Annotated in this window: 23 protein-coding genes; 5 read left to right on the top strand and 18 right to left on the bottom strand. The window is 72.3% G+C overall.

Annotated features, from left to right (window positions below; translation table 11 throughout):
- Positions 1–25: 25 nt before the first annotated feature.
- Positions 26–1,345, bottom strand: a complete 1,320-nt coding sequence (locus ACYVLT_RS07725; RefSeq protein WP_461119428.1) for a HEAT repeat domain-containing protein — start codon at positions 1,343–1,345, stop codon at positions 26–28.
- A gap of 191 nt (positions 1,346–1,536) precedes the next feature.
- Between ACYVLT_RS07725 and ACYVLT_RS07730 the strand changes: the two genes are divergently transcribed.
- The gene (locus ACYVLT_RS07730; RefSeq protein WP_461119429.1) at positions 1,537–2,835 is read left to right on the top strand and encodes an ABC1 kinase family protein; all 1,299 of its coding nucleotides are present in this window, start codon (positions 1,537–1,539) and stop codon (positions 2,833–2,835) included.
- Between the two features lie 6 nt (positions 2,836–2,841).
- A complete protein-coding gene (locus tag ACYVLT_RS07735) occupies positions 2,842–3,972 on the top strand; it encodes a KR domain-containing protein (RefSeq protein WP_461119430.1) in 1,131 nt (376 codons plus the stop codon).
- 45 nt (positions 3,973–4,017) lie between these two features.
- Here ACYVLT_RS07735 and ACYVLT_RS07740 read toward each other — a convergent pair whose 3' ends face one another.
- The gene (locus ACYVLT_RS07740; protein ID WP_461119431.1) at positions 4,018–4,839 is read right to left on the bottom strand and encodes a lysostaphin resistance A-like protein; all 822 of its coding nucleotides are present in this window, start codon (positions 4,837–4,839) and stop codon (positions 4,018–4,020) included.
- A 99-nt stretch (positions 4,840–4,938) separates the two neighbouring features.
- On the opposite strand from ACYVLT_RS07740, the gene ACYVLT_RS07745 reads away from it, so the two are divergent.
- Entirely contained in the window at positions 4,939–5,571 is a 633-nt protein-coding gene (locus ACYVLT_RS07745; RefSeq protein ID WP_461119432.1) for a TetR/AcrR family transcriptional regulator, read from the top strand.
- On the opposite strand, the gene ACYVLT_RS07750 is transcribed toward ACYVLT_RS07745, so the two are convergent.
- The 7 genes from ACYVLT_RS07750 to ACYVLT_RS07780 form a co-directional block, all read right to left on the bottom strand.
- Complete coding sequence (locus ACYVLT_RS07750) at positions 5,568–6,263, bottom strand: winged helix-turn-helix transcriptional regulator (protein WP_461119433.1); 696 nt, start codon at positions 6,261–6,263, stop codon at positions 5,568–5,570. The genes ACYVLT_RS07745 and ACYVLT_RS07750 overlap by 4 nt on opposite strands.
- Positions 6,264–6,442: 179 nt before the next feature.
- A complete protein-coding gene (locus ACYVLT_RS07755; protein ID WP_461119434.1) occupies positions 6,443–6,886 on the bottom strand; it encodes a PRC-barrel domain containing protein in 444 nt (147 codons plus the stop codon).
- A 132-nt stretch (positions 6,887–7,018) separates the two neighbouring features.
- Positions 7,019–7,654 (bottom strand): NUDIX hydrolase, encoded by a 636-nt coding sequence (locus ACYVLT_RS07760; protein ID WP_461119435.1) that lies wholly within the window; start codon positions 7,652–7,654, stop codon positions 7,019–7,021.
- 18 nt (positions 7,655–7,672) lie between these two features.
- The gene (locus tag ACYVLT_RS07765; protein WP_461119436.1) at positions 7,673–8,908 is read right to left on the bottom strand and encodes an adenylosuccinate synthetase; all 1,236 of its coding nucleotides are present in this window, start codon (positions 8,906–8,908) and stop codon (positions 7,673–7,675) included.
- A complete protein-coding gene (locus ACYVLT_RS07770) occupies positions 8,908–9,888 on the bottom strand; it encodes a hypothetical protein (RefSeq protein ID WP_461119437.1) in 981 nt (326 codons plus the stop codon). Before ACYVLT_RS07770 ends, ACYVLT_RS07765 begins: the two co-directional genes overlap by 1 nt.
- A gap of 1 nt (position 9,889) precedes the next feature.
- Positions 9,890–10,891, bottom strand: coding sequence for a protein kinase family protein (locus tag ACYVLT_RS07775; protein WP_461119438.1), 1,002 nt, complete (start codon positions 10,889–10,891; stop codon positions 9,890–9,892).
- A 117-nt stretch (positions 10,892–11,008) separates the two neighbouring features.
- Positions 11,009–12,223: an MFS transporter gene (locus tag ACYVLT_RS07780; protein ID WP_461119439.1), complete on the bottom strand. Its 1,215-nt coding sequence runs from the start codon at positions 12,221–12,223 to the stop codon at positions 11,009–11,011.
- Positions 12,224–12,404: 181 nt separating this feature from the next.
- On the opposite strand from ACYVLT_RS07780, the gene ACYVLT_RS07785 reads away from it, so the two are divergent.
- The gene (locus tag ACYVLT_RS07785; protein ID WP_461119440.1) at positions 12,405–13,097 is read left to right on the top strand and encodes a GNAT family N-acetyltransferase; all 693 of its coding nucleotides are present in this window, start codon (positions 12,405–12,407) and stop codon (positions 13,095–13,097) included.
- 9 nt (positions 13,098–13,106) lie between these two features.
- Here the strand turns inward: ACYVLT_RS07785 and ACYVLT_RS07790 are convergent, their stop codons facing one another.
- Positions 13,107–15,425: an ATP-binding protein gene (locus ACYVLT_RS07790; protein ID WP_461119441.1), complete on the bottom strand. Its 2,319-nt coding sequence runs from the start codon at positions 15,423–15,425 to the stop codon at positions 13,107–13,109.
- Positions 15,426–16,006: 581 nt separating this feature from the next.
- On the opposite strand from ACYVLT_RS07790, the gene ACYVLT_RS07795 reads away from it, so the two are divergent.
- Positions 16,007–17,746, top strand: a complete 1,740-nt coding sequence (locus ACYVLT_RS07795; protein ID WP_461119442.1) for a glycoside hydrolase family 13 protein — start codon at positions 16,007–16,009, stop codon at positions 17,744–17,746.
- A 277-nt stretch (positions 17,747–18,023) separates the two neighbouring features.
- Here the strand turns inward: ACYVLT_RS07795 and ACYVLT_RS07800 are convergent, their stop codons facing one another.
- The 8 genes from ACYVLT_RS07800 to ACYVLT_RS07835 form a co-directional block, all read right to left on the bottom strand.
- Positions 18,024–19,241, bottom strand: a complete 1,218-nt coding sequence (locus ACYVLT_RS07800; protein WP_461119443.1) for a PP2C family protein-serine/threonine phosphatase — start codon at positions 19,239–19,241, stop codon at positions 18,024–18,026.
- Between the two features lie 206 nt (positions 19,242–19,447).
- Positions 19,448–21,220 carry an arginine--tRNA ligase gene (gene argS / locus ACYVLT_RS07805; RefSeq protein WP_461119444.1) on the bottom strand — a complete coding sequence of 591 codons (1,773 nt, stop codon included), beginning with the start codon at positions 21,218–21,220 and terminating at the stop codon, positions 19,448–19,450.
- Between the two features lie 166 nt (positions 21,221–21,386).
- Complete coding sequence (locus ACYVLT_RS07810; protein WP_461119445.1) at positions 21,387–22,256, bottom strand: LLM class F420-dependent oxidoreductase; 870 nt, start codon at positions 22,254–22,256, stop codon at positions 21,387–21,389.
- A gap of 85 nt (positions 22,257–22,341) precedes the next feature.
- A complete protein-coding gene (locus tag ACYVLT_RS07815) occupies positions 22,342–23,376 on the bottom strand; it encodes a medium chain dehydrogenase/reductase family protein (RefSeq protein WP_461119567.1) in 1,035 nt (344 codons plus the stop codon).
- 113 nt (positions 23,377–23,489) lie between these two features.
- The gene (locus ACYVLT_RS07820; RefSeq protein WP_461119446.1) at positions 23,490–24,539 is read right to left on the bottom strand and encodes an ABC transporter ATP-binding protein; all 1,050 of its coding nucleotides are present in this window, start codon (positions 24,537–24,539) and stop codon (positions 23,490–23,492) included.
- Positions 24,536–25,309, bottom strand: coding sequence for a molybdate ABC transporter permease subunit (modB, locus tag ACYVLT_RS07825; protein ID WP_461119568.1), 774 nt, complete (start codon positions 25,307–25,309; stop codon positions 24,536–24,538). The genes ACYVLT_RS07820 and modB overlap by 4 nt, the downstream gene beginning before the upstream one ends.
- 80 nt (positions 25,310–25,389) lie before the next feature.
- Positions 25,390–26,160, bottom strand: coding sequence for a molybdate ABC transporter substrate-binding protein (modA, locus tag ACYVLT_RS07830; RefSeq protein WP_461119447.1), 771 nt, complete (start codon positions 26,158–26,160; stop codon positions 25,390–25,392).
- Positions 26,160–26,558 (bottom strand): TOBE domain-containing protein, encoded by a 399-nt coding sequence (locus tag ACYVLT_RS07835; protein WP_461119448.1) that lies wholly within the window; start codon positions 26,556–26,558, stop codon positions 26,160–26,162. The genes modA and ACYVLT_RS07835 overlap by 1 nt, the downstream gene beginning before the upstream one ends.
- Between the last annotated feature and the right edge of the window lie 202 nt (positions 26,559–26,760).

Raw genomic sequence — 26,760 nt, forward strand, 5'->3', positions numbered from 1 at the left:
TTCCCCTTTCCGTGCTCGTCACTCGTCACACGAGTTGCGTCGTGTGGTCGCAGCAGGTCAGACCGGGCTGGTCGGCGACACCGTCCTGGTCGGAGTCGATCTCGCCGTCCACGGTGGAGTAGACGTCGCGGGAGTTCATGTCGATGACGCCGTCGCCGTCCCAGTCGTTCAGCTTGCCCTTGAACGTGCCGAGGATGAACGCGTTGGTCATCGGGCCGACCTCCGGGTCGTGCAGCGTGGACAGCACGCCGTTGCCGGGGGTCAGCACCTCCTCCAGCGACCTGCCCGCGATGCGCTTCAGGTCGACGTAACCCCAACCCTGGAACCGGCCGCGCACGTAGCGGATCGCCGCCTCCTCGCGGATCTGGAACTTCGGGTCGAGGTGCCACGTGCCGTAGCGGGCGAACCCGATGTTGGCCTGGCGGATGCCCGCGCTCGGGTCGTCGGCGCGGCCGGACTTGAAGAACGTCCGGGGCACCAGCGACTCGAAGAAGAAGTTGCCGCGGTCGCGACGGGTGCGGTCGGTGAAGCCGCGGAACAGGTAGTTGTCGCAGTGCGGCGAACCGTCCTTGTGCAACCCGGAGATCGTCTTGGCGATCACCAGCTGCTTCTCGCGGGTGGACACGTTGGGGCAGGCGTGCGCCTGGCCGTAGATCCGCGCCAGGCCCTGCGGCGCCAGCGAGATCTTGCCCCAGTGGGTGTTGGTGTCGTCCAGCCGCACGTACAGGTCGCAGTGGATGAGCAGGTGGATCGTCTCGTCGAAGGTCCGGCCGGGCGTGAACCTGCCCGAGCGCCCGTCGAACGAGGGGTCGCCGCTCTGCAGCTCGCTGCCGAACAGCTTCGCCCACTCGGCGATCTCCGGGTCGGCGTCGGTCCGGAACTTGCGCAGCGACGCGACGGCCGTGGGCCCGCCGAGCTTCTCGATCGCCCACAGGGCGTCCCACCGGACCTCGCGGTCGTCGTCGTTCAGCGCCGCCTGCTCCAGCAGTTCGATCGCGTCACCGTGGTCGCGGTCGGCGTACTCGTACAGGGCCTGCTCGCGCATGGCCGGGTCCGGGTGGTTGAGCGCCTGCTCGCGCAGCTCGTCGTTGGTGCGGTTGTCCAGTCGGATCGCGACCCGGTCGAGCGCGTAGCCGAAGTCGCTGGCCCAGGCGGCCGGGTCACCCGCGACGAACCGCGGGTCGACGTTGCTCAACGTGGTGCGGTAGGCGAAGTTCAGCGCGTCGCGCTGTTCGGTGCCCAGGTCGTCGAGCAGCACCGGCTCCTCGGGCACCGCCTTGCTCCAGGCGCCGGGATCGCGCTCCGCCAAGGAGGCAGGGGACTTGTTGCACAGGTCGATAGCCATTGCGGCATCCCTCCGGGTCAGGTGGGTTGTACCGACAACACGCTATAGAACCTAAAAGTGAGATAGTTCTTCGATGTGCTCATTCTGCGCTTCACTCGATCGGCGGTGGCCGGATTGTCGACGTCGGCAGCAGGATCGAGGTCTACATGCGACTTGCCATTCACTTAGCGTTCTGCGCCAAGGGGGACAGCGTGACGATCAGTCAGGCCACACCCGACGTCCGGTGGCACCACCTCGCCCTGCGGTCCGCCCAGTGGGTGGGCGCGATGTCCTGGCACGCGGCGGCGGGATTGGTGGAGTGGATGGGCGAGCGGTTGCCGGGCCGACGGCGTGGCGGCGGGCGTGACGGCGCGGTGGTGGCACGTCGCGTGGGTCGCCTGTTGACCGGGCTCGGGCCGACCTTCGTCAAGGGCGGCCAGTTGCTCAGCACCCGCAAGGACGTGTTGCCGCCGTCCTGGTGCGACCGCCTGGGGCGGCTGCACGACCGCGTCCGCCCGATGACCGGGGCGCAGGCCGCCGACGCGCTCGCGCGTGCGTACCCCGACCGGTGGCCGTTCACGCGGTTCGACCGCACGCCGTGCGCCAGCGGCAGCATCGCGTGCGTGTACCGGGCCGAGCTGGCGGACGGGCGCGAGGTCGCGGTCAAACTGCGCCGGCCGGGTATCGACCGGCGGATGCACGCCGACTTCGCGTTGCTCAGCCTGGGCGCGGGAGTGCTTGAGCGGTTGCCGTGGCTGCGCGAGGTGCCGGCGCGGCGGATGGTCGACCAGGTCGGGTTCGCCGTGCGCCGCCAGCTGGACCTGGTGCAGGAGGCCGACGCGCTGGCCGCCCTGCGCCGCAACCTCGACGGGAACCGGTACTTCGTCATACCCCGGCCGATCCCGGAGGCGAGCGGGGACGGCGCGCTGGTCATGGAGTTCATCGAGGGGCTGACCCGGTTCGGGCCGCACGACTTCACCAGGGAGGAGCGTCGCGAGATCGTGCGGCGGGTGCTCCACGGCGTCTACCGGATGTTGTTCGTGGACGGTCAGGTGCACTGCGACATGCACCCCGGCAACCTCTACTTGACCCGCGCGGGTGACGTGGTGCTGTTGGACGCCGGGTTCGTGGTGCGGCTGGAGCCGGCGGTGCGGCAGTTGTTCGCGGAGTTCTTCCTGGCCATGGCGTTGGGGCGGGCGGAGGAGTGCGCGGAGGTGGTGCTGCGCAGTGCCGAGCACGTGCCGCCGGGCAGCGACGTCGAGGGCTTCCGGCGCGCGGTGGTCGACCTGGTCACCACCGCGCACGGGCAGACCGCGGGCCGGTTCCGCCTCGCGCCGTTCGCCACCCGCCTGTTCGACGCGCAGCGGCGGTCGGGGATCTCGGCGGCGCCGGAGTTCGTGTTCCCGTTGGTGTCGCTGTTGGTGCTGGAAGGGATGATCAACGAGTTCGACGTGGACGTGGACTTCCAGGCGGAGGCGATCCCGACGCTGTTGACCGTGCTGCGGGGGTAGGCGGTCGTGGTCAGGGCGTCGATGGTCGTCGGTGAGGCGGTGCGGCCGGCCCCGGCGGTGCCGCACCGGTGGCACGTGATCGGGTCGACCGCGCACCCGCTGGCGACGCGCTTGCGCCGCGACGACGGCGAGGCGGGCACGGCCGTGCTGCTCGGGTCGGAGTTCCGGCCGGCCGACAACGCGCTGCTGCTGGAGGGGGTCGCGTCCGCCCTGCGGCACGGCGGTCCGCTGGTCCTGGCGCACCTGGGTGCGGGCGGCGGCAGCCTGCTGCGGGTCGCCGCGCTGGAAGACCCCCGCTTGGCCGTGCGGGTCGTGGAGTTGCCCGCGGTGCCGTCACGAGAGGTCGCCGACCTCGCCGTGACGGCCGTGGACTCCGCGGACCCGGACCTCCTCGTGGACGAGCGGGGGCGGATCGCGCGTCCTGCCGGGCGGGCGGTGGCGTTGCCGCCTCGGCGGCCGTTGGCCGGGACCGGTGTGCTGGTCACCGGTGGGGCGCGCGGTCTCGGGTTGCGCGCGGCGCTGGTGCTGGCCCACGTGCACGGGTGGTGCCCGGTGGTCGTGGACGCCGCGTGGCCGGACGCCCGGGCGGGGGAGCGGTTGGCGTCGGTCGGTGGGGTGGTGGTGCGGGCCGACGTCACCGACCGTGGTGAGCTGTCACGCGCGCTGGCGGACGTCGGCGTGCCGATCGGTGCGGTGGTGCACTGCGCGGGGACGTTGGCGGCCGGTGCGGTGCGGCGGTGCACGCCGGCCGACCTCGCCCGTGCGCAGGCCGCCAAGGTGACCGGCCTGCGCACGGTGCTCGACGTGCTGCCGGTCGACCGCCTGCGACACCTGGTGGTGTTCGGCTCGATCACGGCCCACGACGCGCACCGGCAGATGGGCGCGTACGGGTTGGCCAACGAACTGCTGCGGCGGGCCGCGCTGCGGGCAGCGGCCCGCTTGCCGGACTGCTCGACCGTGGTCGCCGAGTGGTCGCTGTGGAGCGGGGCCGGGATGGCGCACGAGGTCGGCGCGGTCGCGCAGGCCAAGCGGATGGGGATGACGCCGATCTCGTTGCGCGCGGGCATGGACGCCTTGCTGCGCCTGTTGCACTGGCCCGCCGGCCGCGACCACGCCGCGGCGATCCGGCTCGACTAGCGCGCGTCGCCGCCGGAGGTCGTGGACGGTTCGGCCGGTGGTCGGTCACAGCAGGGGTATCAGGACGGGTACGGCGTTGACGGCACCGTGGACGGTCACGATGGGCCACATGGTGCGGTACTCGCTCCAGAGGTAGCCGAGGAACAGTCCGAGAACGCCCTGGTTGACGAAGGTCGACGCGAGGTCCACCGGCAGGTCGCCGCTGCCCTGGATGCCGACGTGCCAGGCGGCCCAGAGCAGGGACGCGAGCACGATCGCCGGCCACCGGCCGAGGACCGCCTCCCACCTGGACTGCAGCCAGCGGCGGTAGAAGACCTCCTCCAGCAGGCTGTTGACGAGGAACACGACGACGACCGTCGCCACCAGCGTGACCAGGTCGACGGTCGTGGCGTAGTCGCTGGGCGGCGTGGCCAAGGGGCTCGCATGGCTGAGGACGAGCCACGCGGCGACGGGGATCGCAGGTACCCACCACCGCCGCGCGATCGGTTCCACACCTACCGGCTCCCAGGCCGTCCCCTTACGCCGCAGGCACCGGAACATTGCTAGGGGAACACCGAGCAGCAGTACCAGCTTCAGCAGGGTGTGCGCGGGCTCGCCACCACCGGCCAGTCGCAGCGTCACCGCGAAGAGTGCGGCCGCTGCCAGGAGAACTCCTGCTTCGAGGCGGGGTTGGCGCTGCGTCGACGGTGCCGCGGCGATGGCGACCGGCAACAAGCGCACCAGCACGAGGCCGACGACCGCCGGGATCCAGCGGAACCACATCGGGACGGTGTCGTCGTGGTCCGCGGAGTACCGGACGTCGGTGTGGCCGGTCAGCACGAACCACAGCGCCGATCCGGCGATCAGCAGCAGTCCCACGACGAGCACGACCAAGCCGGTAGGACGCGTGGCCGCCGTTGTCGACCCAGTCTTATTTAGCACAGTTGTACTGTATAAGAGACCGCACAGGTGTGCTATAACCGGGGCGTGCCGAAGCTCGTCGACCATGACCAACGGCGTGCGGAACTGGTCCGCGTGGTCTGGGACGTCATCAGCCGCGACGGCATCGAGGGCGTGACGGTGCGGAAGATCGCCGAACAGGCCGGTGTCTCGGTCGGTGGGCTGCGGCACTACTTCGACAGCCAGCGCGGCCTGCTCCTCTTCGCGGCGAAGGCGATGGCCGAGAAGGTCACCGTCCGCATCGCCGGGCACCTCCGCGGCGACCTGCCCGGTCGCGAGCGGGCCCGGCTGATGCTGGAGGAGCTGCTGCCGCTGGACGCGGACCGGCGGGTGGACGTGGACGTGTGGCTGGCCTGCACGATGCGCTCGCGCTTCGACGAGTCGCTCGCCGAACTGCACGCGTTGGGGCTACCCGGCGAACGGCACATCTGCCGGCTCGCGGTGGCGTACTTCTGCGGGCACCCGCCTCCGGAGCGCAACGGGGACCCGCTCGGCGACGCCCACCTCGACCGGCAGGCCCTGCGCCTGCACACGTTCGTCGACGGGCTGACGCTGCAGGCGGCGATGTACCCGCGGGAGTTCCCGGCCGAGGAGGTCCGGCGGCTCCTGGACGAGGAACTGGCCGCCCTGCTGACCGATGAACGCCCGAGCCGGCACTAGCGCGCGTTCGCCGTCGATCCGCGTCCGGTGGGCGGTGGCGGGTCGGCCAGGCCGAGCATGCGCACGCAACGCTGGATCACGTCGGTCGGGCCCTCGATCTTCACCCCGCCCGTCGCGAGGGCCTCGAACGGCGTGGTGAGCCGGGCGCCGATGCGGATGAACGTGTCGGGGGCGCAGGTGACGAGCAGGTTCGGGCGGTCCGCCCTGCCCCGGCTGAAGCCGAGCTTGCGGTCCGCCACCTCGACCGCGAACGCCTGGTCGCCGACGCGGAACTCGTAGACCTCGTCCACGTCCGGCACGCGGTCCTCGATGATCATGGCCTGGACCGCGAGGAAACCCCACTCCGCGCGCATCGCGTCGGCGTCGTCGTGGTCGTCCAGGAACGCCATGCCCCACCGCGCCAACGCCAGCAGCGGGCCGCGCAGCTCCCGGCCGGCATCGGTCAGCTGGTAGAGCTTGCCGCGGCCGTCACCCGGCACGGGCAGCTGCTCGATAACTCCATGATCTGATAGCGATCTCAGTCGTTCGGAGAGCAGGTTCGGCCCGATCCCGGGCAGGTTGTCGATCATCTCATTGAACCGGACGGGACCGATGAGCAGCTCGCGAACGATGAGCAGGGTCCAACGTTCGCCGATGATGTTCAGGCCGGCGGCCATGCCGCAGAACTGCCCGTAGTCGCGTCTGCCGCTCACCGCCGCCTCCTAGCGAGCTGTGATAACTCCCCGCAAGGATAGCAACCTCATCGCGCGGATGGTCGTCCGACTCGCCATCCCTTCCCTTGCCGCGACGGGGACGAGGGGTCGACGTGAGAGGGCCCGACACCTCACCGCGCGCACGTGGCGACCGGTGCGATGTCGGGCCCCTGGCAGAGCTAGGCGGACGGTGTGGTGCGGTAGCTCTCGGTGTAGTAGTCGCCGAGGCGTTGCCGGTAGTCGTCGGCGTCGAAGGTGTCCGGGTCGTACTCCGGCGCCTGCCGCACCTGGTCCTTGGTGCGGTCGACGTGGACCCTCTTCGCCCCGTGGTCCACCTTCGCGACGGCGCCGACCGGCAGCACGACCTTCAGCTGCGACAACCGGGTACCGGCGTCGACCAGCAGGCAGTCGGCGGGCACGCGGGCGTTCGACCGGTCGACCTCGCCGATCACGCCGTCGAGCGCCTCGACCTCGTACCCGAGCAGGCCGATGTCCGGGCGGTCGTGGCGCTCGGCGGACCGGGTCGCCTCGTCGGCCTCGGGGGAGTCGGTGTCGCGCCCGTCGAGCAGCTCGTCGACGTTGCGCCACACCCACGGCACGAACGGGATGGGAAGCGGGTGCATCTCGGCCTCCTTGGTCGGGTGGACGACCGGGGAGTACCCGTTCGCACCGCCGCCGAGACGCCCTTGATCTACTCGATGACTTCAGTGCTGACCAAAAAGAATCTTCTGGGCACGGCGCGGAACCGCAAGGCGCTACGAGGTCCAGCGCCAGACGGACGGCGGTCGTCCGCCCTTGGGGAGGGCGGCGGCGTGGTCGGCGGTGCGTTCCAGACCGGGCACGCGTTCCATGGTGCGGCCGAGGTTGGCGGGGTAGGGCCGGTCGCCGGTGAGGGATTCGGTGACGTCGAGGGCTTGCGCGGTGGTGAACTCACGGCCCAGCAGGCCGGCGGTGAACGCGGTGTCCCGCCACAGGAGGCCGGCCAGGATCGGGCGGCAGTCGTGCACGATGCGGTCGTGGTCGAACGCCAGCGGCGGCACCCGGTCGAGGGCGGTCCAGGTCGGGCCGTCACCGGTGAGCCGGGCGGGGTCGATGGTGGTCCACAGGGCGATCGACAGCGTCGGCCCGCGCGGGTCGCGGGACGGTTCGTCGAACGTGGTCAGCTGGCCGGAGGCGGAGATGGCCTGCTCGGGGACGCCGAGCTTGCCGGTCACCGCCCGCCGGGCCGCGTCGCGCAGGCGTTCGCCCTTGCCCAGCAGCACACCGGGCAGGGCGAGCACGCCCGCGAACGGTTCGAGCGCGCGGGGTGCGATGCCGAGGAGCACGGTGCGCTCGGTCGGGTCGAAGCGCAGGGCCAGCACGTCCACCGACACCGGGGTCGACTCGATCATGGCTCGATTCTCCCGCATTCACCGCAGGGCCGGTGCGCGCAGGGCGTAGTCGGCCCGGTCGGGTCCGGCGCCGGTGACGAGGACCGGCACGTCGAGGTGTTCCTCCAGCCAGGCGACGGGGTCGGGCATGGCGGTGAGGGTCGGTGTGCGGTGGGTGAGGAAGTCGGTGAGGTCGGTTGTCGGGAGCGGTGCGTCGTAGCTGGTGGCGACCTGGAGGTCGGTTGCGTCGAGGTGCGTCACGGCCAGGGCGTCCACCCCGCCGCACGCGGTGATCGCGTGGCGGAGCAGCACGGCGTCGAGGTGTCCCGCGCGCCAGGCGCCCTGGTAGTGGCCGGTGCCGTTGTGGCGTTCGGGGAACCGGGCGAGCACCTGGTGGTCCTCGGTGGGGAAGGGGCCCGCGCCGTGGCGGGTGTGGTAGGTCCGGGTCACGCCGATGACCGTGGCGCGGCGGTGTCCGAGCAGGTCGCGGGCGTTGTCGGGGGTGACGGTGGACCAGGTGGTGTGCGGGTGGAAGCCGTGCCGTTGGTCGAGCAGCACGCCTTGGGCGCCTTCGAACACGAGGCGTCCGCGGTCGGCCAGTCGGCCTACCTCGTCGCCGGTCGTGATCCGGACGGCGTCGGCGAAGTCGCGGTAGAGGGAGACGAGGTCGTGCACGGATGTGCCGTCGCCGATGAGTGGTTCGTAGAAGCGGGCCAGGGTGTCGAGCTTGGCGCGCAGGGTGGTCGGGTGGGCGCAGTCGCCGACGGTCGGTGGTGGGCCGGGGGTGCCGATGACGTGCTGGTCCTCCACCACGTCGCCGGGTGCGGCGGCGCGGTCGGTGAGGAGTCCGTACCAGGCGGTCTCGCCGATTCCCTTGCCGCAGGAGCCGTGTCGGGCGGCTCCGCGGGCGTCTTCCCGGGCGCGGTTGGCGGCGACGTGGACGGGGGTGGTGAGCAGGGCGTCGGCGTCGATGGACAGCAGTCGGAGCGGGTCGGTGATGCCGAGCCGGGCCAGGTCGCGTGATTCGCGGGCGAGGGCGATCGGTTCGACCAGGACGTGTCGGGAGAGGTGGGTCGGCACGCCGGTGAGCGTGCCGGACCCGAATTGGCTGAAGGTGTGGTGGTGGTCGCCGGTGACGACGTTGTGGGCGGCTTGTGCGCCGCCGTTGAACCGGACGACGGAGGTGACGGGTCGGTCGTGGCACAGTGCGTCGACCACGGCGCCTTTGCCCTCGTCGCCGAATCCGAGTCCGACGACGATGATGTGCTCGGTCATCAGGTGAGGGTGACGTCGTCGGGGCCGTCGAGCAGCGGGGGAGTGGCGGTGGTGGCGACCGTCTTGCCCCCGACGTGGACGAGTGCCTTGCCGACGGCCGCGCTCTCGGTGACCGAGCCGATCTCGGCGAGGTCGACCATGGCCTGGTCGAGGTCGACGACGCGTTCTTCCATGCCGATGGTGGCGGCGATGAGTTCGCAGACGGCGCCGGGGTCGTCGAGCTTGAGGAAGTGCTGGCCGAGCAGGTCGCGCCAGTGGTCGGCGATCTGCGGGTCGTTGTAGTAGGAGGACTGGTTGGGCAGGACGAAGTAGACGTGCCACTTGCGGCTGAGTTCGCGGTAGATCGAGGCGGGGTCGATGTCCTGGTGGATGTCGTCGCCGATGATGCGGCGGATGTGGCGTGCTTCGAGTCGGGGCTTGTTGAGTTCGTCGCCGATGAGGAAGAGGTAGCCCTTGCGGCCGCGCTTCTGCCAGGCGTCGGTGACGACGTGGCGTGCCACGAAGTAGGCGGCGAGTTCGTAGGACTCGCTCTTCTGGCCGCCGCCGTTGCCTTCGAGGAAGATGGTGCGCAGTTGTTCGTCCATCCGGTTGTCGGATTCGAACTGTCCGATCTGGAGTGGGACGCGGTCGCTGTCGGCGTCGCCGATGCCGCCGAACATCAGTTGGGGGTCGGTGAGGTAGCCCTTGCGTTGCAGCAGGCCGTGGAGCTTGCCGAGCTTGCGCTGCATGATCTGGGGTACGCGGCCCATGGAGCCGGTGACGTCGAACAGGACCGCGATGGGGGTCGAGTCGGCGTGGTCGGGTGAGTCGCGGCACTCGCGTGCGGTGACGTGCTTGGGGTCCAGTGAGGGGTCGGCCTTCCACTCGCCGGAGGGGCGGGCGCGCATCGTGGCGGTGTAGCCGAAGTCGTCGATGCCCTTGGCGGCGCGGAAGGTCTTGGCTGCCGCGTAGGCGTTGTCGTCCCACTTGCCGTGTCCCATGTCAGGCTCCTGTTCTCGGTGTTGCGAAGGGGCGGAAGGTTCGTTCGCCGTGCAGTTCGTGGAGCAGGTCGTCGTACTCGGTGAGCAGGTCGACGGCGTCGGGTCGTCGGTCGGGGTCGTCCTGCGTGCACCCGAGGGCGAACCTGCGTTGTGCGGTTTCGTTGTCCGCCAGCAGTTCCAGCATCAGCGTGTGTGCCATGTGGATGTCGGTGGCGGGGGTGACCGGTTGTCCGCGGTGGACTTCCGGTGGGTAGTGGGTGGTCTTGTCGGTGGCGAGGAGTCGTTCGCCGGTGGTGACGGCGAACGTCCAGCCGGTCAGCACGATCCCGTGTTCCCGGGGGTGGACCAGGACGTTGTCGGCGGTGATTGCGCCGTGCACGAGGCCGGTCCGGTGTGCGCCGGCGATCGCTCGGAGCAGTCTGCGGTGCATCCACGCGTAGTCGCGGCCGTCGAGGCCTCGTGGGTGGGCGCGGCGGATGTCGGCGAACGTGACGAAGCCGTCGACGAGTGGTGCGAGCACGGTGAAGGCGCGGGAGCCGCGGGTGACGTCGCCGGAGGTGTCGACCAGGTGGGGGTAGTAGGGGCGGAGCCAGTGGTGGTGGTCGGTGAAGCGGGCGAGTCGGCGCAGGGCGTCCCACTCGGCGTGCAGGAGGGGGTTGAGGGCGGGGTTGCGGACGATCTTGACGATGTGCGGGCCGTCGGTGCGGTAGAGGGTGGTGACGCTGCCGACGGCGTGCCGCCGGGTGAGTCGGTAGGTGGCGCGGTCGGTGTGGAGGTCGACGGGGGTGCCGTGCCGCCATTCGTGGTGGAGGCGGTTCAGTTCGGCGGAGGCGGCGTGTGCCCTGGTGTCGTGCGCGTCGACGCGGTCGGGGTGCAGGGCGGTGGCGAGGTGTCGGTAGAGCCGTTGTGCTTCTTTGTGCCGGGCCGGGTCGACTGGGCCGAACAGGTCGGTTGCCGAGCCTGCCCGTTCGACCTTGTCGAGCGCTTCGTCCCTGGTGAACATAGTTTGAGTCTATACGACTCAAACCCACGAGTGGAGTGGAATGGGACTGTGTCGCCGGTCACATGGCGTGGTCGGGTCGACGCGTAGGCGGCCGGTGCCGACGACGCGGTGGCGTGATCAGCTCGTGGCGGCCGAGCGGTGCAGCCCGGTCGCCGCCGCGAACGGCCGCCACGCGACCACGGCCACGCCCGCGACCACCACGACCGCGAACCAGAACGGCGTGGTGATGCCGAACTGGCGGGCCAGCGCGCCGCCGACCAGCGCGCCCAACGCGGACCCGCCGGTGCTGAGCAGGAAGAAGGCGCTGCCGACCCGGCCGCGCAGCTCGTCGGGCACCTCGCGCTGCCGCACCGATTGCGTGATCACGCTCCACACCACCGCGTGCACGCCGAACACCGCGAGGACGGCGCCGGCCACCCAGGCGGAGCGGGCCAACGCCAACCCCAGGTGGGTGCCCGCCTCGATCACCAGGCCGGTCCGCAGCAGCGCGGTCGGACCGAACCGGTCGATCAACCGGCTCGCGACCGCCGTGCCGAGCACGCCGCCGACCGCGATCGTGCTGAAGAGCAGGCCGAACCACGTGGGAGCCAGGCCGAGCCGTTCGCCGGAGTAGAGCACCAGGATCGACACCACGCCCATGAGCGTGAGGTTCATCAGGCACAGGCACAGGGCGAGCGTCCGCAACACCTCGTGCCGCCACAGCCACCTCAGCCCTTCGCCGATCTCCGCGCGCACCGTGCGGCGCACGACCGGCGCCCGCTGCGGGACACCGCGCAGCGTGGCGAGGAGCGCGGCGGCGATCAGGAAGCCGGCGGCGTCCAGGCCGAACGGCACCGCGGCGGCGATCACGAACAACGCCGCGCCGACCGGTGGCGCGAGGAGTTGGTTGCCGAGGATGTGCGTGGCCATCAGGCGTGAGTTGGCGCGCGGCAGGTGCTCCTTGGCGACGACCGAGGGCAGCAGCGCCGACGAGGCGTTGTCGGCGATCGTCTCGCCCACGCCGAGCAGGAACAGGCAGGCGTAGACGACCGGCAGCGTGGCGTGCCCGGTCCAGATGGCGACGGCGAGCCCGGCGACGACCGCGCCGCGGGCCACGTTCGCCGCGACGGACAACCCGCGCCGGTCGAACCGGTCCACGACCACCCCGCTGAGCAGCGAGAACAGCAGCCACGGCAGTTGCTGGGCGAACACCGCGCCCGCTACCAGGGCGGGGTCGTCGGTGAGCGAGGCCAGCAGCAGCGGACCGGCGGCCAAGGTCATGCCGTCGCCGATGTTGGACACCGCGGAGGCGAACCACAGCTTGGTGAAGTCGGGGCCCAGTCGACGTGCCATGGTGGCGCACAGTAGCGAGCACACCCTCCCGGGGTACCGTGATCGTCACCGGTTCAGCCCAGGACGGGATCCGCTCGGAGTGGACGGGGTGTAGTGGTGGGGCGGTGGACAGACCGGCCCGGCGGCACGCATGATTCGGTCGGTCACGAACTACCGTGAGAACGACCTGGGGGAACCGCGCATGGCCTCGCCGTTGGACAACCCGGCCTGGACGTCGTTGACCGGGCCGCACGCCCGCTTCGCGCAACGGCACGGGCAGGCGCTGCGCTACGACCCGGACGTGGCGACGTTCGCGGCGCTGCCCGACCGGCCGGACGCCGACGTGTGGTCCGACGTCGCCGCGCTGGCCGGGCCGGGCGCGATCGTGCCGATCACCACGCCGCACACGCCGCCCGCCGACTGGGACGTGGTCGAGCGGTTCGACGCGGTGCAGCTGGTGGACGACGGCGTGCGGGTCGCCGAGGACGCCGAGGCGGTCCGGCTCGGCGTCGCCGACGTGCCGGAGATGCTGGAGCTGGTCGAGCGCACCCAGCCGGGCCCGTTCCGGCCGCGAACCGTGGAGCTGGGCACCTACCTCGGCATCCGGCGGGACGGCGCGCTGGTCGCGATGGCGGGCGAACGCCTCCACCCGCCGGGGTGGACCGAGATCAGCGCCGTGTGCACCGATCCGGCCCACCGGGGCGGCGGGCTGGCGACCCGGCTGGTGCTCGCGGTGACGGCGGGCATCCGGGCGCGTGGCGAACAGGCCCTGATGCACGCCTCCGCCACCAACACCTCCGCGATCCGGCTGTACGAGTCGCTGGGCTTCCGGCTGCGCACGCGGTTCGTCATCTCGCTGCTGCGCGTGCCGGCCGCGGTGAACGTGAGCGCCTGACCCCGGGCCTCAACCCTCCGGCAGGCCGGCCACGAACCGGGCGACGAGCTCGGCCGCGACGTCGCGGGCCTTGACGTTGCGGCGCTGCGACATCCCGGTGATCCGCCGGAACGCGGCGTCGGCGTCGCAGCGGTGCAGCGCCATCAGCAGGCCCACCGCCTGGCTGGTCGTGCTGCGGCTGGCCAACGCCTCGCGCAACGTGCTCGCCTCGCGCTCGCCCTCGGCCAGCAGGGCCTCGCGGAAGCTCGACAGTTCCAGGTGGACCCTGGCGCGGGCGATCAGCTCGGCCGGGTGGAACGGCTTGACCACGTAGTCGTCCGCGCCGTGGCGCAGCCCTTCGACCGCGGACTCGGTGCCCGCCCTGGCGGTCAGCAGCACCACCGGCACCCGGCACAGCACGGGGTCGGACCGCAGGTCGCCCAGCAGCGCCAGACCGTCGCGGCCGGGCAGCATCACGTCGCTGAGCACCAGGTCCGGCCGCGCCGCGCGGGCGTGCGCCAACGCCGTCTCGGCGTCGCCGACCGCGTCCGCCAGCCAATGCTGCGCCGACAGCAGCCGGGTCAGGTAGTCGCGCAGGTCGGCGTTGTCCTCGACCAGCAGGATGCGCCGCCGCGCGTCACCGGCCACCGGCTCGGGCGCCGTCGCCGGCGCCCACTGCCGGGCCTCGCCCAGGAAGCTCGCGCCCAGGTCGTGCGGCGTCATCCGGCGGGCCGCCTCGGCGGCACCCACCCGCGGCACGGTGACGGTGAACGTGCTGCCCCGGCCCGGTGTGCTGCGCACCGTCACGGCCCCGCCCAACGCCGCCGCCAGGTCCGCGACCAGCGACAGGCCGATGCCCACGCCCTCACGGCTGCGGCCGGTGACGCCGTCGACCCGGTGGAACCGCTCGAACACGCGGCCCTGCTCGGCCTCCGGGATGCCCACGCCCGTGTCGGCGACCGTCAGCACGCAGCCCTCGCCCGTCGTGCGCAACGTGACCGCCACGGTCCCCTCGGTGGTGAACTTGACCGCGTTGGACAGCAGGTTGAGCACGATCCGCGCCCACATCTCCTGGTCCAGCCACACCACGTCACCCGACACGTCGACCACCAGGTCCAGGCCCAGCTCCTCGGCCGCGGCGCGGAACATCGCGGCGCAGTCCGCGGTCAACGCGGCCACGTCGGTCGGCTCCAACCGCAGGTGCAGGTGGTCGGCCCGGGCCACGTCGAGCAGCGTGTCGACCAGGCGGCGCAGCCGCAGCGCCGCCCGGTGCGCGGCCGACACCGCCTCCCGCTGACCGGCGGGCAGCGCGTCGGCGTGCTCCTCCGACAACGTGCTCAACGGCGCGAGCAGCAGCGTCAACGGCGTGCGGAACTCGTGACTGATGTTCTGGAACAACCGCGTCTTCGCCGCGTCCGACTCCGCCAACGCCGCCGCCCGGGCGCGCTGCGCCTCGAAGGCGACCGTGTTGTCCACCGCCGTGGCCACGCCCGCGGTCACCAGGTCCACGAACGACGCGTACGGCTGGTCGAAACTCCGGAACGGGCTCAACCCCACCACCAGCGCGCCGTGCGTGCCACCCGCGCCCGCCGTCAACGGCAGCACCAGCGTCCCGTCCGACCCGATCATCTCCGCCCGCCCGGCCGCGGCCACCCGACCCACCGCCTCCGACGGGGCGTCCGCGCCGTCACCCGTGGACGCGACCAGCGCCGGCTCACCGTCGCCGGCCCGCAGGTACGCGGCCACCCGCGGCAGGTCCGCCGAACTGCCCGCCAACACCTTCACCGCCGCGCGGCAGGCGTCCGCGGCCGTGTCGGCCTCGGCGATCGACAGGGTGCCGAGCTGCCGCAACGTCTCCAGCCTGCGCTCGCCCAGCACCCGCGCGGTCACGTCCGTGGTCGCCACGAAGATCCCCGCCACCGAGCCGTCCTCGGCGTGCACCGGGCTGTAGGAGAACGTCCAGTACGTCTCCTCCAGGTAGCCGTGCCGGTGCAGGAACAGCAGCTGGTTCTCCGAGTACGTCGACACGCCGGCCGACGCCTGCCGCGCCAGCGGCACCAGCTCGTCCCACACCTCGGCCCAGCACTCGGCTCCCGGCTGGCCGATCGCGCGCGGGTACTTCCCGCCCAGCACGGGGGTGTAGGCGTGGTTGAAGATCTGCACCAACCGCGGCCCCCACCACAGCAGCATCGGCACCCGCGACGGCATCACGGTGCGGATCGCCGCGCGCAGCTCGACCGGCCAGCGCTCCACCGGCCCCAGCGGGGTGGACGCCCAGTCGTGCGCCCGGTGCGCGGCGCTGGTCGCGTCGTCACCGGGGAACAACCGTCGTGCCGACCACTCGACCACGTCCGCACGCCTCCCCGGCGTCACAGGCGAGACGACGTCCACGGCACCGGACAGGTCTCGCAGTTGCCAATGACCTGAGCGGCTGGTGTATCAACCGGCCGGCAAGATGCTAGCCGACCGTGTCGACGCGGGCACGCTCTGACCACCCGGCGCGGACCGGTGTCGCCGCAGGTCCCCGACCGGCACCGGGACGGGGGCGGGTCGTACACCACGCCACCGGGCCACCCGGTTCACCCGGCCGTGGGAACCACGTAGTACCTGCGGCCACCTACCGCGACCACGGGTGGACGCCGCTCAACCAGGTCGTCGGCGCCGGCACCGACCCAGCCGGCTCCAACCCAGCCGACACGATCACGCCCCCGACACGATCACGCCGCCGGCCCGCGTTGCCGGTGTCGTTCGGCGTGCCGCGGGACACCCTGGTCGTGCGGTCCCGCCGGCGACCGCACCGACAGTCCACATAGGACGCTACTCCCGGGTCCCGGCCGCCGGGGCCGAACCCGGCGGCCGGCGCTCGGGTGCGGCCCCGCGCGCGCAGTGGTGGACTGGGAGGACGTCCGACGACCGGGTGAGGATGGAACATGGCTCTCGACCAGACCCGCACGACCCCGACCACCACCCCGACCACGACCGCGCCGTGGTGGACCTCGGCGGTGGTGTACCAGGTGTACCCGCGCAGCTTCGCCGACTCCGACGGCGACGGTGTGGGCGACCTCAACGGTGTCGCGGCGCGGTTGGACCACCTGGAGCGGTTGGGTGTGGACGTGGTCTGGTTGTCGCCGGTGTACGCGTCGCCGCAGGCGGACAACGGTTACGACATCTCCGACTACCAGGCGATCGACCCGGTGTTCGGCACGTTGGCCGACTTCGACGCGTTGCTGGCGGCCGTGCACGCGCGGGGCATGAAGTTGGTGATGGACCTGGTGGTCAACCACACCTCCGACGAGCACCCGTGGTTCGTGGAGTCCCGCTCGTCGCGGGACAACCCCAAGCGGGACTGGTACTGGTGGCGTCCACCGCGCGAGGGGTTCGAGGCCGGGCAGCCGGGTGCGGAGCCGACGAACTGGGGTTCGTTCTTCTCGGGATCCGCCTGGACGCTGGACGAGGCGACGGGGGAGTACTACCTGCACCTGTTCGACCGCAAGCAGCCGGACCTGAACTGGGAGAACCCGGAGGTCCGGCAGGCGGTGCACGCGATGATGCGATGGTGGTTGGACCGGGGTGTGGACGGGTTCCGGATGGACGTGATCAACCTGATCTCCAAGGACCCGGACCTGCCCGACGGCGCGACCACCGGCGTCGGCGGCCTCGGCGACGGCTTCCCGCACGTCGCCACCCGCCCCGGTGTGCACGACTTCCTCCAGGAGATGCACCGCGAGGTGTTCGAGGGCAGGCCCGGCGAGCTCCTGACGGTCGGGGAGATGCCGGGCGTGACGTGGGAGCAGGCCAGGCTGTTCACCGACCCGGCACGGCGCGAACTCGACATGGTGTTCCAGTTCGAGCACGTCTGGCTGGACCAGGGGCCGGGCGGCAAGTTCGACCCGAAGCCGCTGGACCTGCGCGACCTGAAGGCGTCGCTGGGCCGGTGGCAGACCGCGCTGGGCGAGGTCGGCTGGAACAGCCTGTACTGGAACAACCACGACCAACCCCGCGTGGTGTCCCGGTTCGGCGACGACGGCGAGTGCTGGCGCGAGTCCGCGACCGCGCTGGCCACCGTGCTGCACCTGCACCGCGGCACCCCGTTCGTCTACCAGGGCGAGGAACTGGGGATGACCAACGCGCCGTTCGCCGGCGTGCACGAGATGCGCGACGTCGAATCGCTCAACCACTACCGCGAGGCCGTCGCCGCCGGCGGCGACCCCGAGTCGGTGATGCGCGGCCTGCGCGCGATGGGCCGCGACAACGCCCGCACCCCCGTGCAGTGGGACGCGACCCCGAACGCCGGGTTCACCACCGGCGAGCCGTGGCTCGCGGTCAACCCCAACCACACCTGGCTCAACGCCCAGGCCCAGTACGACGACCCCCGCTCGGTGTTCAACCACTACCGCCGGCTCATCGACCTGCGCCACCGGCTCCCGGTCGTCGCCCTGGGCGACTTCCGCATGCTGCTGTCCGACCACCCGCACGTCTACGCCTACGAACGCACCCTGGACGACACCCGCCTGCTCGTCGTGGCCAACCTCAGCGGCACACCGCAGACCGCCGAGCTGGACCGCGAGTGGTCCGCCGCCCACGTCGTCCTGGCGAACACCGAGGAAGCACTGGTCTCGCCCGGCCGGGTGGACCTGCGACCGTGGGAGGCGCTGGTCTTCACGCGGTGACCACCCCCGGACTCCCGACCGGAAGCCGCCGAACGCGGGTCACACCGCCCGCGCACCCCCGTTGACCTGCGGATTGCAGGATTCCGCAACCGGCTTGCACGCCCGACCGTGCACAGTGGGTGAGCGGGGGGCGCAAGGGGGGATCGACGGGCGAGGTGGGTCGTCGGAGGTGGACGGCCCACCTCGCCCGGCGGACCGGGGTGGCGGCCCGCGGACCGTTCCGCGGTCGGCACGACCCGGGGGTGCCGGGCAGGTGTCGTCGCCCCGCCTCGACCGGTCAGGCGGGTTCGGGCCGGTGGCGGGTCACCAGCAGTGCGATGTCGTCGGTGGCGGGTTGGTTACCGACCAGGTCCGCCATGATCCGGGCGCACGCCGACTCGGCGGTGGCCGGTACCACCTGCCGGCACAGCTGGTCCAGTCGGTGGTCGAGGTCGTCCCCGCGGCGTTCGACCAGCCCGTCGGTGTAGAACGCCAGCAACCCGCCGGGCGGCAGGTCGAGGGTCGTGCCCTCGCGGCCGGTGACGGCGAGGTCGCGTCCGATGGGCGGCCCGAGCGGGGCGTCGACGAGGTGCGCGGCTTCGCCGGGCACGGCCAGCACCGGCGGCAGCTGACCGGCCAGCGCCAGGTCCACACGGGCGGTGGCGGTGTCGATCACGGCGTAGGCGACCGTCGCCATCGTGCTGCGCTCGAAGTGGCTGGCCTTGCGGTCGAGCTTGCCCAGCACCTCCGCCGGATCGGCGAACTCCAGGGCGTAGGCGCGCAGGGCGCTGCGCAGCCGACCCATGATGACGGCGGCGGGCAGACCGCTGCCGACCACGTCGCCGATGACCACGCCGATGCGCTCGCCGGGCAGCTCGAACACGTCGTACCAGTCGCCGCCCACGCCGCTGCCCGCGCCCGGCACGTACCGGGCCGCGAACTCCCAGTCGGCCGTGGTCGGCAGCAGGCCGGGCAGGAGGCTGTCCTGCAACAGGGCCGCCGCCGCCAGCTCGGACCGCGAGCGGTGCAGGTGCGCCGCCGTCGCCAACCGGTCGGCGGCGAGCTGGAGCAGCTCGACGTCCTCGTCGGTGAACCGGCGCGAGCTCGTGCTGCCGATGTGGAGCACACCGATCAGGTCGTCCTCGGCGACCATCGGCACGCCGAGCAGGACCCGCAGGCCGCGCTCCCACAGCAGCGGGTTGACCACGGTGGAGGCGTCGACGTGGTCGATCTGCACCGGCTCCCGACGGTGCGCGACCGTACCGGCGAAACCCGAGCCCACCGGCACCCGCACGCCCTGGAGCACCTCTTCCTCCAGACCGGCGGTCGCCCTGGCCACCAACTGCCCGCCGCTGTGGTCCGCCAGCAGCACGGTGGCGGTGTCGACCGCGAACAACGTCCTCACCTGCTGCAACAACACCTCGAACAACTTGTCGAGGTCCAGTTCGCGCAGCGCGCTGTCGGTGATCGCCTCCAGCACCTGCAACCGCCGGGCCAACCGCCGGACATCCGTCATCGACCCACTCCGTTCCCGACACGCCGACGCGCACCCAAAGGACAGCACGAGCGCGTGACGAGGGCCATGCGAGCCGGCGCGGAACAGCTGGGCGTTACCGTGACCGTAGTACGGCACACACACCCGCTCCACCGCGGGCCTCGTCGATAGGACGTTCCCGCCGAGGCGTGGCCGGCCTCCCCTCGTGGGTGACGAGTGCGGCCGGACTACATCCGTTCCGGCGCCGCGATGCCCAACAGACCCAGACCGTCGCCGAGCGTCCGTGCCGTCAGACGGCACAGGGCCAGCCGGTTGCCGCGCACGGGTTCGTCGGCCTTCAGCACCGGGCACGCTTCGTAGAACGTGGTGAAGGCACGCGCCAGTTCGTAGAGGTAGCCGCACAGCCGGTGCGGTTCGAGGGTGGCCGCGACCTCCGTGACGACCGCGCCGTAGGCGTCGAGGGCCAAGGCGAGGTCCCGCTCGGCGGGCTGCGGCGCGACGGTGTCGTCGACCGTCGTGTCGTGATCGCCCGCGTTGCGCAGGATCGACCGGATGCGGGCGTGGGCGTACTGCAGGTACACCCCGGTGTTGCCGGTGAAGGAGACCATGCGGTCGACGTCGAAGGAGTAGTCCTTCACCCGCGAGGTCGACAGGTCGGCGTACTTGACCGCGCCGATCCCCGCCGACTCGGCGATCCGGTCGAGCTCGGCCGCGTCGAGGCCGGGATTCTTCTCGGCGACGATCGCACGCGCACGCGACACCGCGTCGTCGAGCAGGTCCATCAGGCGGACCGTGCCACCCGCCCTGGTCTTGAACGGCGTCCCGTCCGGACCGAGGATCGTGCCGTAGGCGGCGTGTTCGGCGGTGACGCCGTCGGTGAGCCAACCGGCACGCCGGGCCGCCTCGAAGACCAGCTGGAAGTGCAGCGCCTGACGCGAGTCCGTGACGTAGATCAGCCGGTTCGCCTTGAGGTCGCGCAGGCGGTAGCGGATCGTGGCCAGGTCGGTGGTGTCGTAGCCGTACCCGCCGTCGCGCTTGCGGACCATCAGCGTGACCGGCCTGCCCTCCGGGCCGGACACCTCGTCGGAGTAGAAGACGAGCGCCCCGTCGCTCTCTACCGCGAGACCGGCCTCGACCAACTCCTCGACCGTGTCGCCCAGCATCGGGTTGTAGAACGACTCCCCGACCGAGTCCTCCGGCGTCAGCAGCACGGCCAACCGCGCGTAGATCGCGCTGAACGACCGTTCGGACTCGGCGACGATGTCCTGCCAGACCGCGACCGTCGCCGGGTCACCGGCCTGCAACGCGACCACCCGCGACCGGGACCGGTCGGCGAAGTCGGGGTCCGCGTCGAACTTCGCGCGCGCCGCCCGGTACAGGGCGTCCAGCGCCGACACCGCCGAGGTGCCCTCGCCCAGCTCGTCCTGGTGCCACGCCGCCTCGGGGTGCTCGTCGAGGTACTGGATCAACATCCCGAACTGCGTGCCGAAGTCGCCCAGGTGGTTCTGGCGCAGCACGTCCGCGCCGAGGAACCCCACCACGCGGGCGAGGCTGTCGCCGATGATCGTCGTGCGCAGGTGCCCGACGTGCATCTCCTTGGCGATGTTGGGCGCGGAGTAGTCCACCACGACCCGGCGCCCCCGCTCGTGCGCACCGACACCCAGGCGCGGGTCCGCCAGGCGGGCGGCCACCTGCGCCCACACCGCGCCACCGGTCACGGTGACGTTGAGGAAACCCGGCCCGGACCGCTCCACCGAGGCGATCACCGCGTGGTCGTCGACGTCGAGCCCGGCCACGATGTCCGCGGCCAGGTCGGCCGGCCTGACACCGACGCGCTTGGCCAGCGCCAACGCGGCGTTGCACTGGAAGTCGGCACGATCGGATCGTCGCACCACCGGGTCCGCGCCCACCAGGTCCTCGCGGACCCTGCCGATCGCCTCCGACATGGTCGCGGCGATCCGTTCCGACAGCGACGGCACAACCTGGTGGTGGACACTCACCTGACACATCCCCCTTCGTCGAAAGGCGATTGTTCCAGGCCCGCCGGCCCCGACTCCCAGGGGGACGATCATCACGCGCCCGACGACCTCCACATGTCGGACCCGGGCCGATGCGGTGCGGGGCGGTCCACACCGGACCGGCGGCGACCCCGTTAGCCGGGTTCCGTCAGCCGAGTCCCGCGAGGCGGTCGGCGGCCGGGGCGACCACGCGCCCGATCCAGCCGGCCAGGTCACCGTCCGGCGAGCGCAGGATCACCGTGTCGACACCGAGGTCGGCGTAGCCGGCCACGGCCCCGGTCAGGCCGTCGCCGTCGTCCGGCACGTCCGCGAGGTGCACCACTGTCTTGCGGATCGCGTCGTAGTCACGGCCCAGGTCGTCGCAGTGGCGGCGCAGCACGTCGAGCTTGTGCGGCAGCTCGGCGGGCGACCGGAGCAGGAGGTTGCAGGCGTCGGCGTAGCGGGCGGCCAGCCGCAGGGTCTTCCGCTCGCCGTTGCCGCCGATCATGACCTCCGGGTGCGGGGTGCTCAACGGCGCGGGCACGCAGAGGGTCTCGGCGAGCCGGTAGTGCACACCGTCGAACGGGCCGTTGTCGCGCGGATCCCACATCCGCAAGCAGATCCGCAGCGCCTCCTCCAGCCGTTCGAAGCGCTCGCCCAACGGCGGGAACGGCACGCCCAGCCCGTCGTGCTCGCGCTCGTACCAGGCCGCGCCGATGCCCAACGTCGTGCGACCGCCCGACAGCACGTCCAACGTGGTGACGATCTTGGCCAACAGACCCGGGTGGCGGTAGGTGACGCCCGTGACGAGCGCGCCGAGCCGGATCGTGGAGGTGTGCGCGGCCAGGAACCCCAGCGTCGTGTAGCACTCCAGCATCGGGTCCTCGGGATCGTCGTTGTGCTCCATCTGGAAGTAGTGGTCCATGACCGACAGCCACCCGACCCCGGCCGCCTCGGCCGCCGCGCAGGCCGCCGCCAGCTCGGGACCGAGTCGCTCCGCACCCTGGTTGAACCGGTTGATGTGCACGCCCAGCCGCACGTCGCGCTCCGTTCTCCACCTGCTCGGCCACCGACGGCGCGACGCTAACGGCTGGAGCGCGCTCCAGGTCAAGGCGCGGCGCGGGTCAGGGGATCAACACGACCTTGCCCGCGACCGTGCCCGACTCGGCCAGCCGGACCGCGTCCGCGACCTGCTCCAACGGCACCCGGGCGGCCACCTGCGGGCGCAGCGAGCCGTCGGCGAGCAGCGCGAGGACCGCGCCCAGGTCGCGGGTCAGGCGGGCGCGGAACCGCGTCGCGTCGCGCTTGCCCGCCCAGATGTCGAAGAACCTCGCCGTGCGGCCGTTGGGCAGCGCGTCCCACCACAGCAGGCGGACGAACAGCTTCAGCACCGGCAGCCGTGACGAGCCCCGCCGGTCGCGGGTGGACGCGGTGCCGTAGGCGACGAGCGTGCCGCGCGGCGCGAGCAGCCGGTAGGACTCGACGATGCCCGGGCCGCCGACGTGGTCGAACACCGCGTCGACGCCGCCCGGGGCGAGTTCGCGCACCCTGGCGGGCAGGTCGGCGTCGCGGTAGTCGATCGGGGTGGCGCCGAGTGCGCGCACCGCGTCGTGGTGGCGGGGCGACGCGGTGCCGACGACCCGTGCGCCGGCCAGCCGGGCCAGCTGCACCAGGGTCGAGCCGACGCCGCCGTTCGCGCCGTGCACCAGCACCGTCTGACCGGCGGAGACCTTCGCGACGCCGTGCAGCATCCGCCACGCGGTCAGGCCGTTGACCACGAACGTCTCCGCCTCGGCCGGGTCGACGCCGGCGGGCACCGGCACCAGGTCCGCCGCCTCCACCAGCGCGTGGCTGGCCCAGCCGCCGACCTTGGTCAACGCGGCGAACCTGCCGCCGACCAGCGCCGCGTCCACCCCCGGCCCGACCTCGGCGACCGTGCCGACCAGGTCGTAACCGGGCACGAACGGGAACGCCGGCTGGTCGTAGTACTTGGCGCGGCGCATCTGCTGCTCGGCGAACGACACCCCGGACGCCTCGACCCGGACCAGCGCCTGGCCCCGCGCCGGGACGGGCCGTGCACGGCGGCGCAACCGCAGACCGTCGGGCTCGACCACACCGGGCAGCACGACTTCCAGGACCTGTTCGGCGGAGTGCGCCATCTCTTCCTCCAGCTGTGAGTGGTCAGTCACTCATTACTTGGCCGAGTGAACGCTCCTGGTCAACTTTTGTCAAGGAGAGCAGGGAGTTCCGTGTAGTGGCTAGTCAGTCACAGTCAGGACGGGTAGGCGTGCACTTCGGTGGCCTTGACCGCGGCCCACAGCTCGTCGCCGGGCCGGAGCCGCAACTCCGCGAGGGTCGCGGTGGTGATGTCGGCCAGCACGGGCGGCACGCCGTCCAGCCGCACGCGGGTGGTGTGCGCGTGCTGCTCGATCCCGGCCACGGTGACGCGCCACGCGTTGCGCGGGCTGCCGGTCGGGTGCTCGGGGTGCAGGCCGACCGCCGTCGGCGGGAACACCACGTGCACCGGCCCGGTCGCCGGCGTCGCCACGGTGAGCGTGCCGCCGTCGTCCAGCGCGACGGTCGTGCCGTGCGCGGTGCCGCGGTAGAGGTTGAGGCCGACCAGGTCGGCGACGTAGTCGGTGCGCGGCCGGCGGGCCACCTCGGTCGGCGTGCCCTGCTGCACGACCTCGCCGTGCTCCAGCACCACCAGCCGGTCGGCGAGCACCATCGCGTCCAACGGGTCGTGCGTGACCAGCAGCGTGTGACCCGGGAAGTCGCGCAGGTGCCGGCCGAGTTCGGCGCGCACGTGCAGGCGCGTGGCGGCGTCCAGCGCGGCCAACGGCTCGTCGAGCAGCAGCAGTTCCGGCCCGGTCGCCAGGGCACGGGCCAGGGCGACGCGCTGCGCCTGCCCACCGGACAACGTGCGCGGCCTGGCCCTGGCGTGTGCCGCCAACCCGACGCGGTCCAGCCACCGCGCCGCTTCCGCCCGCGCCGCCGCACGCCCCACACCGCGCGCACGCAGGCCGAAGGCCACGTTCTCCACCGCCGACAGGTGCGCGAACAGCAGGTAGTCCTGGAACACCACGCCGATCGGTCGCCGCTCGGCGGGCCGGAACACCTTCGGCGGCTCGTCCCACGTCTGCCCGTCCAGCCGGATGTGCCCGCCGGACAACGGCAGCAGCCCGGCCAGGGCGCGCAGCGCGGTGCTCTTGCCCGCACCGTTCGGGCCGAGCAGGGCGACCACCTCGCCCCGCCCCACCGTCAACTCCGCGGCCAGCCGGAACCGCCCGCGGTCGACACCCAGGTCGGCGTGCAACGTCATGACGGCCCGCTGATCCACCGGTCGCGCAGGGCGGCCAGCACACCGACGGACACCAGCAGCAGCACCACGCTGAGCACGATCGCCGCGTCCGGATCGGTCTCCAGGGCCAGGTACACCGCCAGCGGCATGGTGGTCGTCTCGCCCGGGAAGTTGCCCGCGAACGTGATCGTCGCCCCGAACTCGCCCAACGCCCGCGCCCAGCACAGCACCGTGCCCGCGACCACGCCCGGCAGGATCGACGGCAGCGTGACCCGGCGGAACACCAACCAGCGCGAGGCGCCCAGGGTCGCGGCGGCCTCCTCGTAGCGCGGGTCGGCGGCGCGCAACGCGCCCTCCACCGAGATGACCAGGAACGGCATCGCCACGAACGCCTCCGCCAGCACCACCCCCGCGGTGGTGAACGGCAGCGAGACGCCGAACCACGCGTCCAGGTACTGCCCGACCAACCCGCGCCTGCCCAGCACGAACAGCAGCGCCACACCGCCCACCACCGGCGGCAGCACCAGCGGCACCGTCACCAGCGCCCGCAGCACCGCCCGCCCCGGCACGTCGCCGCGCGCCAGCAGCCACGCCAACGGCACGCCGAGCACCAGGCACACCACCGTCGCCAGGCTCGCGCACACCAGCGACAACCGCAGCGCCTCGCCGACCGACGCGCTGAACAGCCGCTCAGGCAACGCCTCCCAGGGCGCCCGGACCAGTAGGCCGACCAGCGGGACGAGCAGGAACGCGAGCCCGAGCACGGCGGGCAGCAGCAGCACCACCGGCAGCCGGCCCGCCGCCCGACGACGGGTCGGTTCCCGACGGGTCGACCGCGGACCGGCCGACGTCGGACCGGCCGGTGTCGGCGTCACGGCGCCTCGAACCCGGCCTCGGCGAGCACCGCCCGCCCCCGTTCGGACCGCACGTGGTCGACGAACGCCCGCGCGCCCGCCGGGTTGCGCGCCCGCGCCAGCGGCGCGACCGGGTAGTCGGTGACCGTCCGGTCGGCCTCCGGGAACCCGAGGCCCTCGACCTGCCCGCTCGCGGACCGCACGTCCGTCCGGTACACCAGCCCCGCGTCCACCTCGCCGAGCCGCACCTTGGTCAGCACGGCCTTCACGTCCTGCTCCACCGTGTCCGGCCGGGCGGTCACCCCGGCCGCCTCGAACGCCCGCTTCGCCGCCGCACCGCACGGCACCTGCTCCGCGCACAACGCGATCTTGGCGTCGGCGTCGCCGAAGTCCGCCAGCCCGGTGACGCCCGCCGGGTTGCCCGGGGGCACCGCGATCGCCAACCTGTTGCGCGCGAACGTGACCGGCTCGGCGGCCGTCCCGCCCGCGTCGACCACCTGGGCCATGGTCTCGGGCGAGGCCGAGGCGAACACGTCCGCCGGCGCGCCCTGCCCGATCTGCTGCGCCAACCCGGAGCTGCCGCCGAAGTTGAACACCACCTCGACGCCGGGGTTGGCCGCCTCGAAGTCCTCGCCGAGCCGGGTGAACGTCCCCGTCAGCGACGCCGCCGCGAACACCGTGATCCGCCCCGACACCGCCCCACCCCGCGCACCGGGCTCCGCCGCGCCGCAGGCCACCACCGCGCACCCGGCCACGACGAGCGACGCGACCAGCGTGAACGCCCGCATCAGGACTCCGGGATCTCGACCACGACGTGTGTGGACTTGATCGACGCGACCGCCACGCCGCCGACCTCCAGGGCCAGCTCGTCGGCCGCGTCACGGCTCATCAGCGACACCACCCGGAACGGCCCGGCCTGCATCTCGACCTGCGCCATCACCCCGTCCTTGACCACCCGCGTGACGATCCCGCGCATCCGGTTGCGCGCCGACGCCGCCACCGTCACCCCGGCCTCCGGGGCCTCGGCCAGGCGTTGGGCGAGCTCGGCCAGCTCCCGCCCGTCGACACCCTTGCGCCCGCTGTCGAGCTGCACCTCCGACAGCCGGCCCTGCTCGATCCACCGGCGCACGGTGTCGTCGCTCACCCCGAGCAGGGAAGCGGCCTCGCTAATCCGCAGATTCGGCACGTAGAGCATTGTAACTCCGCACCTGCGGAGAACACTGATCTTCGTTTCGTCGCCGACCCGCCGGGTGCGCCGGGCCGAGCCTCGTCGACCGGAGGGCCGCCACGAGGGGTGTTCCCGGTTGCCGGCGGGTCGTGCGTGACGCCCGGTTGACCGCCGGCCGGAACCCGTCGCGTAAGTTCACCCGGGGAGGCGCTTGACTGGG

It is taken from the genome of Saccharothrix stipae (assembly GCF_054781895.1).

What these genes read in the sequence shown, in the direction of transcription:
- ACYVLT_RS07770 (WP_461119437.1), bottom strand. Translation starts at nt 9,888, where the DNA reads ATGGGACACGGCAAGTGGGACGACAACGCCTACGCGGCAGCCAAGACC.
- ACYVLT_RS07725 (WP_461119428.1), bottom strand. Translation starts at nt 1,345, where the DNA reads ATGGCTATCGACCTGTGCAACAAGTCCCCTGCCTCCTTGGCGGAGCGC.
- ACYVLT_RS07755 (WP_461119434.1), bottom strand. Translation starts at nt 6,886, where the DNA reads ATGCACCCGCTTCCCATCCCGTTCGTGCCGTGGGTGTGGCGCAACGTC.
- ACYVLT_RS07815 (WP_461119567.1), bottom strand. Translation starts at nt 23,376, where the DNA reads ATGGCGCACTCCGCCGAACAGGTCCTGGAAGTCGTGCTGCCCGGTGTG.
- ACYVLT_RS07765 (WP_461119436.1), bottom strand. Translation starts at nt 8,908, where the DNA reads ATGACCGAGCACATCATCGTCGTCGGACTCGGATTCGGCGACGAGGGC.
- ACYVLT_RS07785 (WP_461119440.1), top strand. Translation starts at nt 12,405, where the DNA reads ATGGCCTCGCCGTTGGACAACCCGGCCTGGACGTCGTTGACCGGGCCG.
- ACYVLT_RS07775 (WP_461119438.1), bottom strand. Translation starts at nt 10,891, where the DNA reads ATGTTCACCAGGGACGAAGCGCTCGACAAGGTCGAACGGGCAGGCTCG.
- ACYVLT_RS07760 (WP_461119435.1), bottom strand. Translation starts at nt 7,654, where the DNA reads ATGATCGAGTCGACCCCGGTGTCGGTGGACGTGCTGGCCCTGCGCTTC.
- modA (WP_461119447.1), bottom strand. Translation starts at nt 26,160, where the DNA reads ATGCGGGCGTTCACGCTGGTCGCGTCGCTCGTCGTGGCCGGGTGCGCG.
- ACYVLT_RS07800 (WP_461119443.1), bottom strand. Translation starts at nt 19,241, where the DNA reads ATGACGGATGTCCGGCGGTTGGCCCGGCGGTTGCAGGTGCTGGAGGCG.
- ACYVLT_RS07795 (WP_461119442.1), top strand. Translation starts at nt 16,007, where the DNA reads ATGGCTCTCGACCAGACCCGCACGACCCCGACCACCACCCCGACCACG.
- ACYVLT_RS07820 (WP_461119446.1), bottom strand. Translation starts at nt 24,539, where the DNA reads ATGACGTTGCACGCCGACCTGGGTGTCGACCGCGGGCGGTTCCGGCTG.
- ACYVLT_RS07780 (WP_461119439.1), bottom strand. Translation starts at nt 12,223, where the DNA reads ATGGCACGTCGACTGGGCCCCGACTTCACCAAGCTGTGGTTCGCCTCC.